A 12,850-nucleotide genomic window follows, 5' to 3' on the forward strand; every position below is an offset into this window, starting at 1 on the left:
GGCACCTTAGAAACTGGGAGCATCCGACGATGACTCGACACCTGATCACCAGCGCGCTTCCCTACATCAATGGGATCAAGCACCTGGGGAACCTGGTCGGGTCGATGCTCCCGGCGGACGTCTATACGCGGTATCTGCGCCAGCGGGGCGAGGAGGCGCTGTACATCTGCGCCACCGACGAGCACGGCACCCCGGCGGAGCTGGCCGCGAAGGCGGCCGGGCTGCCGGTCGCCGAGTTCTGCGCGCAGCAGCACGACGCGCAGAAGGCGGTCTACGACGGGTTCGGGCTCGCGTTCGACTACTTCGGGCGCAGCTCGTCCGCCGAGAACCGCGACATCACCCAGCACTTCGCCCGCAAGCTGCACGAGAACGGCTTCATCGAGGAGCGGGCGATCCGCCAGGTCTTCTCGATCGCCGACGACCGCTTCCTGCCGGACCGCTACATCGTCGGTACGTGCCCGCATTGCGGATACGACAAGGCGCGCGGCGACCAGTGCGAGAACTGCACCCGGGTGCTGGACCCGACGGACCTGATCGAGCCGCGCTCCGCGATCAGCGGCAGCAGCGAGCTGGAGGTCCGCGAGACCAAGCACCTCTTCCTCCTCCAGTCGAAGCTGTCCGGCGAGGTCGAGGCGTGGATCGACGAGACCAGCGACGAGTGGCCGCACCTGGCGTCCTCGATCGCCCGCAAGTGGCTCACCGAGGGCCTGCACGACCGGTCGATCACCCGTGACCTGGAGTGGGGCGTGCCGGTCCCGGCCGACACCTGGCCGGAGCTGGCGGCCGAGGGCAAGGTCTTCTACGTCTGGTTCGACGCCCCCATCGAGTACGTCGGGGCGACGAAGGAGTGGGCGGACCTGGAGCCGGAGACCCGGGACTGGAAGTCCTGGTGGTACGAGGCGTCCGACGTCCGGTACACGCAGTTCATGGCCAAGGACAACGTCCCGTTCCACACGGTGATGTTCCCGGCGATGCAGATCGGCACCCGTGAGCCGGTCAAGCGGGTCGACCACGTCAAGGCGTTCAACTGGCTGAACTACTACGGCGGCAAGTTCTCGACGTCGCAGCAGCGCGGCATCTTCTCGGACACCGCCCTGGAGCTGCTGCCCGCGGACTACTGGCGCTACTTCCTGATGGCGCAGGCCCCCGAGTCGGACGACACGTCGTTCACCTGGGAGCTGTTCGCCACCTCGGTCAACAAGGACCTGGCCGACACCCTCGGGAACTTCGTGAACCGGGTGCTGTCCTTCTCGCGCAAGCGGTTCGGCGACGAGGTCCCGGCCGGCAAGGAGGCCGGGGAGGCCGAGCGGAAGCTGGGCGAGGAGATCGCGCGGCTGCTCGCGGAGTACGAGGGCCACATGGAGGCGCTCCAGTTCCGCAAGGCGGCCCAGGCGCTGCGCGCGCTGTGGAGCGCGGGCAACTCCTACCTGGAGGAGAAGGCCCCCTGGCTGGAGATCAAGACCGACCAGGACGGCGCCGCGCTCACGCTGCGCACCGCGATGAACCTGATCCACCTGTACGCGGTCGTCTCGGAGCCGTTCATCCCGTCTTCCGCCCGGGCCATGCGCGAGGCGTTCGCCCTGGCGGACGACACGGCGACCTGGGTGAGCGCCGACGAGGCCCGCGCCCTGGCGTCCGTGCCGGCCGGGACCGCGTTCACGGTGCCGCCAGTGCTCTTCGCCAAGATCACCGACGAGGACCTGGAGGCGTGGCGCTCGCGCTTCGGCGCCCAGTAGTCCCCGCGTAGTTCGTACGTCGTCGCCCGGCCGGGTCCTTCCGGCCGGGCGACTTCGCGTTCCGGAGCCCACCGGTCCGCCTGTTCGAGCCGCCGCCGCTCCCGCGCGACCCACGAGTACGCCAACTGCTCACAACCGCGCAGGAGTTCATGTCGATCACACATTTTCGGTCACCTGCTCCTTCCCTCCCTTGCTCGTGGGGAGTTCACTGGACGTGACGAGTGGTGACGCGACAGCCGAGCACGTCAGGCGGCGCGCTGCCCCGGTCCGCGCGGAGGAAAGAGGACAGCCATGCCAGCCGCCCCTTCCCCGGCACGCCCACGGCGTGATCCGGCCGTGCGGGCCGCGTACGGCCGTCCGGAGCGGGTCGGCGGGTTTCTCCCGCTGACCGCCTGCCGCACCCACGCCGGGCCACCGGCGCGGCGGGCTCCGTCGCGGCCGGCCCGCGATCCCACCGCGCTTCCGCCGTGCCGGTGCGGGCCGTCGGCGTCCGGCCGGGCGCGCGTTCGCCATTCGTCGTCGCGCGTTCCGCGTGCGCGTATCCGTCTCGCGCATCCCCCTGCCCTGTTCTTATCGTCATGACGAGGTGCACCATGAGCAAGATCGCGCTTCCCGAATTCCACATGCCGTTCGAAAGTGCGGGATGTCATCCGGGAATCGAGAAGACGAAGAAGGCCGCCTGGGAATGGGCGGAGGCAAGTGAGCTCGTCCTGTCGCCCGTGGCCGTGAAGAAAATGACCAGAACCCGCCCGGAACTCTGGATCTCGCTGATATTCCCCCGGGCCTCGCAGAAACATCTGGACCTGTTCTGCCAGTGGCTCTTCTGGGCCTTCCTGGTGGACGACGAGTTCGACGACGGCCCGGCCGGGCGCGACCCCCGGCTGTGCGAGAGCGCGATCGGGCGTCTGGTGGACGTCCTGGACGGGGTGCGGGCGCCCGTCGGCCGCATGGAGCACGCGCTGGACGAACTGCTCGCCCGGACCTGCGTGGACCGCCCGGCGCACTGGGTACGGCAGTTCCGGCGGGACACGGCGGCGTGGCTGTGGACGTACTACGCGGAAGCGGTGGACCGGGCGGCCGGACATGTGCCGAGCACCGCCGACTTCGTGAAGCACCGCCGCGATTCCGTGGCGATGCAGCCGTTCCTGGATCTGCACGAGATCACCGCCGGAATCGACCTTCCGGAATCCGCCCGGAGCCTGCCCGCCTATATCGCGCTGCGCAATGCGGTGGCCGACCATTCCGGGCTCTGCAACGACATCTGCTCGTTCGAGAAGGAGGCGGTACTCGGATACGAGCACAACACCGTCCGGCTGCTCCAGCGCGACCGCGGCTGCTCGCTCCAGGAGGCGGTGGACGAAGCCGGAATTCTGCTCGGCCGTATCGCCGACCGGGTGCAGCGCGCGGAGAAGGAACTCGTGCAGGAGATCGAGGCGGCGGGAATCGAGGGCCCGACGCGCATCGCCCTGGAGCGCTGCGTCGCGGACTACCGGGGGCTCGTACGGGGCGACTTCGACTACCACGCGCGGGCCGAGCGCTACACGCGTCCGGAACTGACGGAGATCGAGGAGGACGGCTCGATGTCCCGCAACTTCGCGGCCTGACGGGGCGGAGCGGGGGCGGGCGGGGCGGTGTCCGGGACCGGCGCGCGGGGCCGCGTCAGCGATTTCCGGACATTCCTCGCCGCGCCGGGACCGCGCCGCCGACCCGGAGGCCGGGGAGGCCGCCGGTGGCCGGAACCAGCGGCCCCGGCGGCCGTCCGGATCAGCCCTTGTTCTGGGAGGCCCAGAACTCGTCGAACGTGAGGAGCCCGTCGCCGTTCGCGTCGTGGGAGTTGATCACGGCCTGCGCGACCGGCTCGCTGACGTACGGGTCACCCAGCTGCGCCATGACGCTCTTGTACTCGGCGGCCGAGATCAGCCCGTCGCCGTTCAGGTCGTACCGCTCGAACGCCTTGCGTGCCGACTCGATGTCCGCCACTGTTCCGCCCCTTCGTATGACTGTCTGACGGGGCTCAGATTATCGGGCGCCCCGGGCACGCCGACGCGTGGGAGGGGCAGCGAACCGGCACACGCCGTCCACATCGTGGACGATCAATGGATCATGCGCGTGAACTCATGAATACTCATCGATTTCCAGGCGAGTGACCCACCACACCTGCGTTTCTTCGTCGAAATGTCCGAGTGTGCAGCAGTATGCGAAGAATACGGCTTTGGCTGGGGAGTCTTCCGTCTGTCATAGTCGATGACACGACCCCCATTGACCCGGGCCAGGTCGTCATGAGCGGCCGTGAACACACCCCCCATTTCACGGTCCCCCCACAGAAGCCCCCGAGGCGCCGCACCACGGCCGACACGGGGGCTTCTGTCTGCCCGGGACGGCCTGCGGAGTCCTGCGGAGTCCTGCGGAAAACGGGGTCAGCGGTCGGAAATGCGCATCTCGAACCAGGTGGTCTTGCCCCGGGGTAAGAGGTCCACGCCCCAGCGGTCGGAGAGCTTGTCCACGAGCATGAGGCCCCGCCCGCTGATGTCCATCTCGCGGACCGGCATCAGGCAGGGCAGGCCGCGCGAGGGGTCGCGCACCTCGATCCTGATCCAGCCCCGGCGGCGCAGCATGCGCAGCCCGAAGACCCGGGCCCCGGTATGCCGCACGGCGTTGCCGACGAGCTCGGAGACGAGCAGGACGGCGTGCTCGGCGGCCTGCGAGGAGAGCGCCCACTGATGCAGGACGACGCACGAGGTGAGCCGCCGGGCGGTGGCCGCGGACTCCGGGCGGGAGGGCAGCCGGACTTCTTCCTCCGTCGGGTTTCCGAACAACTCCAGCGCTTTGAACGCCTGTTCGTCCTCGACGGCCGGCAATCTCCGTGCCGCTGTCGCGCTGCTGCGCGGTCGCGGCTGCTCCACACCCTCCAGGCCCGCCATGCACACCATCATGGCCGCACAGCGGGCCTTCCGGGGCCGTTCCTAGGGAATACGCGACCCGCAATCAGTCGTTCCCCGAGGGCTGTCCGGCATATGCCAGCGGCACCGAGCGACCCAAAACAGCCCACCTGACCTGCGAAAACAATCCTTCTGGTCGGGTTCTCCGACGCCCCGGGCGCGGCCCCTCTTAAGGTTCCCTTAAGGTTCCGCTAATCCGCCCGCACGGATGAACGTGCCCGTTCGCGTTCTCCATCGGCGTTCGGTCGGGGCTTCAACCACCTCTCGGTCAGAGGAATTTCGCCTTGCCCGGGCCCTCCTCCACGAAGCTGCGCATTCCGCGTTCCCGGTCCTCCGTGGCGAACAGACCGGCGAACCAGGTCCGTTCGATCGTGAGGCCCGTGTCGATGTCCGTCTCGAGTCCGGCGTCGACGGCCTCCTTGGCCGCGCGCAGCGCCAGCGCCGGGCCCTTGGCCAGCTTGGCCGCCCAGGCGTGCGCCTGCTCGTACACCTCGGCGGCGGGCACCACGCGGTCCACCAGCCCCATCGTCAGGGCCTCGTCCGCCCGGACGTGGCGGCCGGTGAAGATGAGGTCCTTGGCCTTGGCGGGGCCGACCAGCCGGGCGAGCCGCTGGGTGCCGCCGGCGCCCGGGATGAGGCCGAGCAGGATCTCCGGCTGGCCGAGCTTGGCGTTGTCCCCGGCGATGCGGAAGTCGGCGCAGAGGGCCAGTTCGCAGCCGCCGCCGAGCGCGTAGCCGCTGACGGCCGCGACGACGGGCTTGGGGATGCGGGCGACGGCGGTGAAGGAGTCCTGGAGGGCCTTGGAGCGCAGCACCATGGCCGCGTGGTCCATCGCCTGCATCTCCTTGATGTCCGCGCCCGCCGCGAACACCTTCTCGCCGCCGTAGAGCACCACGGCGCGCACGTCATCGCGTCGGGACGCCTCTTCGGCGAGCTCGCGCAGCCGGTCCTGGGTCGCCACGTCCAGGGCGTTCATCGGCGGACGGTCCAGGCGGATGGTGCCGACGCCGTCGCTTACTTCGAGGGTTACGGTCATGGGGTGCAGGTTAACCGGCGCTAACGCGGGGCCGCAGGGGCCGGGGGCGGTACCGTGCGTCACGGCGGACGCGGGCGGGCCCGGCACCGTGGATCTCGGTGCCGGGCCCGCCGGGGTGTGAGGGGCGTGGAGCTACTTGGTCCACTCCGACCAGCTCATGTTCCAGCCGTTGAGGCCGTTGTCCGGGCTGATGGTCTTGTCGTGCGAGTTCTTCACGACCACGACGTCGCCGATGAGCGAGTTGTTGAAGAACCAGGCCGCCGGCGTGGAGGAGCTGCCGCCGCCGCGCACGTCCTGGAGGCCGACGCAGCCGTGGCTGGTGTTGGCGTTGCCGAACACCCCCGGGCCGCCCCAGTAGTTGCCGTGGATGAAGGTGCCCGAGGTGGACAGGCGCATCGCGTGCGGCACGTCCTTGATGTCGTACTCGCCGCCGAAGCCGACGGTGTCGCCGTTCATCCGGGTCACCCGCAGCTTCTCGCTGATGACCATCTGGCCGTTGTACGTGGTGGTGGCCGGGGCGCCCGCCGAGATCGGGATGTCCCTGATCTGCTTGTCGTCCCGGACGACCTTCATCCGGTGCGTCTTCGCGTCGACGGTGCTGACCTGGCTGCGGCCGATGGTGAAGGAGAGGGTCTTGGCCTGCTTGCCGTAGACCCCGGGCCGGCCCTCGACGCCGTCGAGGTTGAGCTTCACGGTCACCTTGGTGCCGGCGGCCCAGTAGTGCTCGGGGCGGAAGTCCAGGCGGTCGTTGCCGAACCAGTGGCCCTCGACGGGGACGGCGGGCTCGGCGGTCACCTCGATGGCCTTCTCGACGGCCGCCGGGTCGGTGATGCCGCGCGTGAAGTGGATGGAGACCGGCATGCCGACGCCGACCGTCGAGCCGTCCTCCGGGGTGTACTGGCCGATGAAGGTGTTCTTGGGGACGAGCGTGGTGAAGGAGGTGTCCTTCGCGGACTCACGGCCCTTGGCGTCCTTGGCCACCGCGTGGACCTTGTACTTGGTCGCCGATGCCAGGTGCCGGTCGGGCACCCAGCTGGCGCCGTCCGCCGCGATCTTCCCCTCGACCTCGCCGCCCTTGGGGTCCGAGACCTTGACGACCGTCAGCTTCCCCTGCGCGGCGGTGACCTTCAGCGCGCCGCTCGTCGCGACGTCGTCGGTCCCGTCCTTGGGCGCGACGGTCACCACGGCCTGCGAGGCGCTGGTGTCCTGGTTCTTGACCCCGCCCGCCTTGCCGTCCGCACCACCCGCGTCGGCGTCTCCCCCGCCGCAGGCCGTCACCAGAAGCAACAGCGCGCCCACCGCCAGGGCCGGCAGGCCGGTGGCTCCCCGCAGCCGCCGCCTGCCGCCCGTCCCGGCCGATGTCCCCGATATCGGCTGCCCGTTCAATGTGGTCGTCTCCCCTCACACGGCCTGGCCCCGCCAAGGCCCGGGGAACCCGTGGGTTCCCGCCCCCGCGCACTGCACACGCGCGCTCAGCAGAGAGATAATCACACCGACTGCGGGCAGATCCTCTCGGAATTGTCACCGTTCCGTCCCAAGTGGCGCCGGGTCCGCGCCGCCCCGCTACGTGAGCGCGGAACCCGCCCGCCACTTGGCCCAGTCCAGGTTCCAGCCGCCGAGTCCGTTGTCCGGTGCGACCGTCTTGTCCGGGGAGTTGACCACCTCGACCACGTCCCCGATGAGGGTGCGGTCGAAGAACCAGCCGGCCGGGGTCGAGCCGCTGCCGCCCTGCACGTCCCGCAGCCCGATGCAGCCGTGGCTGACGTTGGTGGAGCCGAACACGCTGTCGTCGGACCAGTAGTTGCCGTGCAGGAAGGTCCCGGACTTGGTCAGCCGGATGGCGTGCGGCACGTCCTTGATGTCGTACTCGCCGCCGAAGCCGACGGTCCGCCCGTCCATCCGCGTCACCTCGTGCATCTCGCTCACGACCATCTTGCCGTTGTACGTGGTGGTCGTCGGGGAGCCCGCGGTGACCGGGACCGTGGAGACCAACTCCCCGTCCCGGCGCACCTCCATCGTGTGAGCGGCGGAGTCCACCCGGGAGATCTGCTCCCGGCCCACGGTGAAGCGCACGGTCTTGCGCTGGCTGCCGTACACCCCCGGCGCACCCTCCACATCGGCCAGCCCGATGTCCACGGTGACCTCGGTGCCGGGCTGCCAGTACTCCTCGGGGCGGAAGTCCAGGCGGCTCCTGCCGAACCAGTGCCCCGCCACGGCCACCGGCGGATCGGCGGTCACCCGGATCGCCCGCTCCACCGCCGCCCGCCGGGTGACGGGCCGGTTGAACTCGAAGGAGACGATCATCCCGGTGCCGACGGTCGAGCGGTTCTCCGGCTTGAAGTAGCCGATGAAGCGGTCCTGGGGGACGGCGGTGGTGAAGGTGGTGTGCCGGGCCGCGCGGTGGCCGCCGCCGTCCACCGCGACCGCGTCGACGCTGTACTTGGCGGCGAGCCCGAGCCGCGCCCCCTTCGCCGGTGCCCAGGAGTGGCCGTCCTCGGCGATCCGGCCCGGCACCTCCTGCTCCTGCGCGTCCTCGATCCGCCGCACCCGGACGCTCTCCAGCCGGCCGTCCGGGACCTCCACCGCGACCCGGCCGTCCGCCCGGACGTCCTCAGCCCGGTCGGCGGGCGTGACCCGGATGGCCTCCTGCGACTTCCCCTTCCCGCCGATGAACGAACCGGCGCCCGAACAGCCCGTCAGCACGGCCAGCAAGGCCAGCACGGCGACCAGGCACCGCCCGTGCGATGCGGCGAACGGGGGCGCCCCTGCCTTCTTCGCTACGTCAGTCATGTCCCCCCAACGACGGGGGCGGCTCGGGGGAAACGTGAGTGCGGGCCGCCCGGTGGGCAGAACACAGGGGACGGCCGCACTCGGGGAGCCGCGGCCGGGACGCCGCACACCCCCTTCCGGTGCCGGTCCCACGAGCCGCGGGAGGCGAGCAGGTGTCGAGCGCAGCCGAGCAGGAAGCAGTACGGAAGACGGACCCGGGGACGACGACCGGGACCGCCGGGGCGGTGGCGGAGGCGGTCGCCGCCGTCGCACCGGGACCGCGCCCGCCCGCGGTGTGGCCGGGGGCGCCGATGCCGCTCGGCGCCCGCTTCAGGACCGGCCCCGACGGGGTCGCGGGCACCAACTTCGCGCTCTGGGCGGGCGGCGCGGAGGCCGTCGAGCTGTGCCTCTTCGAGGAGGACGGCACGGAGACCCGGCTCCCGCTGACCGAGCTGACCCACGAGGTCTGGCACGGCTTCGTGCCCGGGGTGCGGCCGGGCCGCCGGTACGGATACCGGGTGCACGGCCGGTGGGACCCGTGGACGGGCGCCCGGTGGAATCCGGCGAAGCTGCTGCTCGATCCGTACGCCCGGGCCGTGGACGGCGAATTCACCCTTCCGGCCGAGGTGTACGGCCATGTGAGGGACTGGCCCGACCAGCGGTTCGCGGACACCGTGCGGGACGAACGGGACTCCGCCCCGTACGTGCCGAAGGGGGTCGTCGTCCACGACGACGACGACTGGGCCGACGACCGCAGGCCGAAGACGCCGTGGGCGGACTCCGTCATCTACGAGCTGCACGTCAAGGGCTTCACCCAGCGCCACCCCGGCATCCCGGAAGAGCTGCGCGGCACCTACGCCGGGCTCGCCCACCCGGCGGCGATCGGGCATCTGAAGCACCTCGGGGTGACGGCGGTGGAGCTGCTGCCGGTGCACCAGTTCGCGCACGAGGACCATCTGCTGCGGCGCGGGCTGCGCAACTACTGGGGCTACAACTCCATCGGCTACTTCGCCCCGCACGCCGGCTACTCGGCGAGCGGCACGACGGGCGAGCAGGTCGGCGAGTTCAAGCGGATGGTGCGCGCGCTGCACGACGCCGGCATCGAGGTCATCCTCGACGTCGTCTACAACCACACCGCCGAGGCGGGCGAGCTGGGCCCGATGCTGTCGCTGCGCGGCATCGACAACCGGGGCTACTACCGCCTCCAGGCCGATGCCCGCCGGTACGCGGACTACACGGGCTGCGGCAACACCCTGCACGTCGTCCAGCCGAACGTGCTGCGGCTCATCACGGACTCGCTGCGGTACTGGGTGACCGAGATGGGCGTGGACGGCTTCCGCTTCGACCTGGCGGCGGCGCTCGCCCGCTCCATGCACGACGTGGACATGCTCTCCCCGTTCCTCGCGGTGATCGCCCAGGACCCGGTGCTGCGCCGGGTCAAGCTGATCGCCGAGCCCTGGGACGTGGGCAACGGGGGCTACCAGGTGGGGGCGTTCCCGCCGCTGTGGACGGAGTGGAACGACCACTACCGGGACGCCGTACGGGACTTCTGGCGCGGCGCGCTGCCGGACGTACGGGACCTCGGCTACCGGCTGACCGGGTCGAGCGACCTGTACGCGTGGGGCGGGCGCCGCCCGTACGCCTCGGTCAACTTCGTCACCGCGCACGACGGGTTCACCCTGCGCGACCTGGTGAGCTACCAGGAGAAGCACAACGAGGCCAACGGTGAGGAGAACCGGGACGGCACCTCGGACAACCGGGCCTGGAACTGCGGCGCCGAGGGCGAGACGGACGACGCGGACGTCAACGCGCTGCGCCGCCGGCAGCTGCGCAACCTGCTCACCACGCTGCTCCTGTCGACCGGGGTGCCGATGCTGGTCGCGGGCGACGAGATGGGGCGTACGCAGGGCGGCAACAACAACGCGTACTGCCAGGACAACGAGATCGGCTGGGTGGACTGGTCGCTGCTCGAACAGCCCGAGTGGCGGGAGCTGGCCGCGCTGACCGCGCGGGTGCTGGCGCTGCGCCACCGCCATCCGGTGCTGCGGCGCCGGGCGTTCTTCTCCGGGCGGCCGCAGGCCCCGGACGGGCTGCGGGACCTGGCGTGGTTCACCGGCGGGGGCACGGAGATGACCGAGGCGGACTGGTACGCGCCGGCCGCGACGGTCGGCCTCTACCTCTCGGGCCGGGACATCCCGGGGCGGGACGCGCGCGGGGAGCAGGTGACCGACGACAGCTTCCTGGCCGTGCTGCACGCGGGCCACGAACCGGCGGACTTCCTGCTGCCGGGCCCGCCGTGGGCGCAGGCGTACGAACTGCTCCTGGACACCGCGCGCGAGGACCAGGCCGAACCCCCGGGCACGGTGCACCGGGGCGGCGAGCGGCTGACCGTGCCGGAGCGGTCGGTGCTGCTGCTGCGCGTACGGGAGTGAGCCGGGCGGTCAGCCGAGGATGCCCCGGTCGTAGCCGGTCGCCACGGCGGCGGCGCGGTCCTTGACGCCGAGCTTGGCGAAGAGGTGGGTGAGGTGGGTCTTCACGGTGGCCTCGCTGATGAACAGCTCGGCGGCGATCTCCCGGTTGGAGGTGCCCCGGGCGACGAGCGTCAGCACCTCGCGCTCCCGGGCCGACAGCGTGTCGTTGCCCGCGGCGACCGGGGCGCGGACCGCCGAGACGAGCCGGGACGCGACGGCCGGGGACAGCACGGTCCGGCCCTCGGCGGCGGCCCGGACGGCGGTGAACAGCTCTTCGCGGGGCGCGTCCTTGAGGAGGTAGCCGGTCGCGCCCGCCTCGATCGCGGGGAGGGTGTCGGAGTCGGTGTCGTACGTGGTGAGGACGAGGACCTTGGAGCGGGCGCCGCGCCGGGTCAGCTCGGTGATCGCGGCGACCCCGCCGCCGCCGGGCATGCGCAGGTCCATGAGCACCACGTCGGGGTCGAGCCGGAAGGCCATCTCGACGCCCTCGACCCCGTCGGCCGCCTCGCCGAGCACCCGGAACTCCGGTGCGGCGGCGAACATCCCGCGCAGCCCGTCCCGTACGACGGGGTGGTCGTCGACGACGATCAGGGTGATGACGCGCGCGGGTTCCCGGTCCATGACGGACACCGTACGGGACGGGTTCAGGAGTGCGGGACCAGCGGGACGCGGGCGCTGATCGCCGTGCCCAGGCCCGGTCCGGTCTCCACCTCGACGGTGCCGGCGATGCGTTCGGCGCGCGAGCGCATGCCGCCGAGGCCGAATCCGCCGGCGCCCCGGTACGGGGGCAGCGCGGCCGGGTCGAAGCCGCGGCCGTCGTCGCGGACGTCGAGCGTGATCTCGTCGCCCATGTAGGAGAGGGTGACCCCGGCCCGGGACGCCTTCGCGTGCCGGGCGGCGTTGGCGAGGGCCTCCTCGGCTATGCGGAGCAGGGTGGCGCCGACCTCGTCGTGCAGGGGTGCGACGGTGCCGGTGACGGTGAACTCGGCGCGTACTCCGGTGCGTTGGGACCAGGTGGCGACGGTCTTCTTGAGCGCGCCGGGCAGGTCGTCGTGTTCGAGGGCGGCCGGCAGCAGGTTGTGCACCGAGCGGCGGGCCTCGCCGAGGCTGTGCCGGGCGAGGGCTGCGGCGCGTACGAGGTGGTCGCGGGCGAGGTCCGGGTCGGTGTCGGCGGTGGAGCCGGCGGCCTGGAGCTGGGCGATGATGCCGGTGAGGCCCTGGGCGATGGTGTCGTGGATCTCGGCGGCCAGTCGGCTCCGCTCGTCGGCCACCCCGGCCTCGCGGGCCTGCACGAGGAGCTGGGCGTGGAGTCCGGCGTTCTCCGCGAGGGCCTGTTCCAGGCGGGCGTTGGCGGTCTCCAGGGCGGTGATGGTCTCGGTGCGGGCCCGGTCCTGCTCGGCCTCCCGGTCCCCGATCTGGGCGAAGACCATGGTGAGGGTGGCGTGCACGGCGAGGACGATGCCGAAGACGATCCAGTTCATCAGGGTGGCGGGCGGCAGGGTGCTGCCGCTCTGGGCGCCCGCCATGATGACGGCGACCGCGAGCAGCCCGGGCCGGACGCCGCGTCGCGGAAGGATCCGTCCGGCGTCGAAGTAGCCGAGCACCGCGTAGATGGAGAAGAACGGGTTGCACCAGGTGAGCCCGAGGGTCAGCAGGGTGCGGGCGGTGAAGTAGCGGACACCGGCACTTGGTCCGGCGGTGCGCGCGCTCCGGGACCACCACAGCTGGAGGACGAGCGTTGCCGGGAGGAGCACCGCGACGGCGCGCTCGTCGGCCGGGGACATGACGAGGTTCCGGGTGACGGCCGAGACGACGGCGGCCAGGCCGAGCAGCCCGTACGGGCCGTACCGGAAGAACCGGCCCCACCACTGCTCGGCCGTCGTGACGTGTGCGCTCATG

The 12,850-nt window shown here is 71.3% G+C and carries 10 protein-coding genes; 3 read left to right on the top strand and 7 right to left on the bottom strand.

What is annotated here, in order from left to right:
- Nucleotides 1–29 precede the first annotated feature (29 nt).
- Together metG and NEH16_RS09260 are read left to right on the top strand one after the other, a co-directional pair.
- A complete protein-coding gene (metG, locus tag NEH16_RS09255) occupies nucleotides 30–1,736 on the top strand; it encodes a methionine--tRNA ligase (RefSeq protein ID WP_073963850.1) in 1,707 nt (568 codons plus the stop codon).
- A gap of 734 nt (nucleotides 1,737–2,470) precedes the next feature.
- Nucleotides 2,471–3,340 (top strand): terpene synthase family protein, encoded by an 870-nt coding sequence (locus tag NEH16_RS09260; protein WP_430523745.1) that lies wholly within the window; start codon nucleotides 2,471–2,473, stop codon nucleotides 3,338–3,340.
- 160 nt (nucleotides 3,341–3,500) lie between these two features.
- Here NEH16_RS09260 and NEH16_RS09265 read toward each other — a convergent pair whose 3' ends face one another.
- From NEH16_RS09265 to NEH16_RS09285, 5 genes are all read right to left on the bottom strand, one after another.
- Nucleotides 3,501–3,716 carry an EF-hand domain-containing protein gene (locus NEH16_RS09265; protein WP_265540961.1) on the bottom strand — a complete coding sequence of 72 codons (216 nt, stop codon included), beginning with the start codon at nucleotides 3,714–3,716 and terminating at the stop codon, nucleotides 3,501–3,503.
- Between the two features lie 437 nt (nucleotides 3,717–4,153).
- Nucleotides 4,154–4,669 (bottom strand): ATP-binding protein, encoded by a 516-nt coding sequence (locus NEH16_RS09270; protein ID WP_026171446.1) that lies wholly within the window; start codon nucleotides 4,667–4,669, stop codon nucleotides 4,154–4,156.
- Between the two features lie 274 nt (nucleotides 4,670–4,943).
- The gene (locus NEH16_RS09275) at nucleotides 4,944–5,711 is read right to left on the bottom strand and encodes an enoyl-CoA hydratase/isomerase family protein (RefSeq protein ID WP_265540964.1); all 768 of its coding nucleotides are present in this window, start codon (nucleotides 5,709–5,711) and stop codon (nucleotides 4,944–4,946) included.
- Nucleotides 5,712–5,843: 132 nt separating this feature from the next.
- Entirely contained in the window at nucleotides 5,844–7,097 is a 1,254-nt protein-coding gene (locus tag NEH16_RS09280; RefSeq protein WP_265540967.1) for a L,D-transpeptidase, read from the bottom strand.
- Between the two features lie 177 nt (nucleotides 7,098–7,274).
- Nucleotides 7,275–8,501 carry a L,D-transpeptidase gene (locus tag NEH16_RS09285; protein WP_265540970.1) on the bottom strand — a complete coding sequence of 409 codons (1,227 nt, stop codon included), beginning with the start codon at nucleotides 8,499–8,501 and terminating at the stop codon, nucleotides 7,275–7,277.
- 152 nt (nucleotides 8,502–8,653) lie between these two features.
- Between NEH16_RS09285 and glgX the strand changes: the two genes are divergently transcribed.
- Nucleotides 8,654–10,912 carry a glycogen debranching protein GlgX gene (gene glgX, locus NEH16_RS09290; protein WP_265540972.1) on the top strand — a complete coding sequence of 753 codons (2,259 nt, stop codon included), beginning with the start codon at nucleotides 8,654–8,656 and terminating at the stop codon, nucleotides 10,910–10,912.
- A gap of 9 nt (nucleotides 10,913–10,921) precedes the next feature.
- Here glgX and NEH16_RS09295 read toward each other — a convergent pair whose 3' ends face one another.
- Both NEH16_RS09295 and NEH16_RS09300 read right to left on the bottom strand, forming a co-directional pair.
- The gene (locus tag NEH16_RS09295) at nucleotides 10,922–11,572 is read right to left on the bottom strand and encodes a response regulator (protein WP_265540974.1); all 651 of its coding nucleotides are present in this window, start codon (nucleotides 11,570–11,572) and stop codon (nucleotides 10,922–10,924) included.
- Between the two features lie 23 nt (nucleotides 11,573–11,595).
- Nucleotides 11,596–12,849 (bottom strand): sensor histidine kinase, encoded by a 1,254-nt coding sequence (locus NEH16_RS09300; protein ID WP_265540976.1) that lies wholly within the window; start codon nucleotides 12,847–12,849, stop codon nucleotides 11,596–11,598.
- Between the last annotated feature and the right edge of the window lies 1 nt (nucleotide 12,850).

The organism is Streptomyces drozdowiczii, from assembly GCF_026167665.1.
In the GTDB taxonomy this organism is placed as follows: domain Bacteria; phylum Actinomycetota; class Actinomycetes; order Streptomycetales; family Streptomycetaceae; genus Streptomyces; species Streptomyces drozdowiczii_A.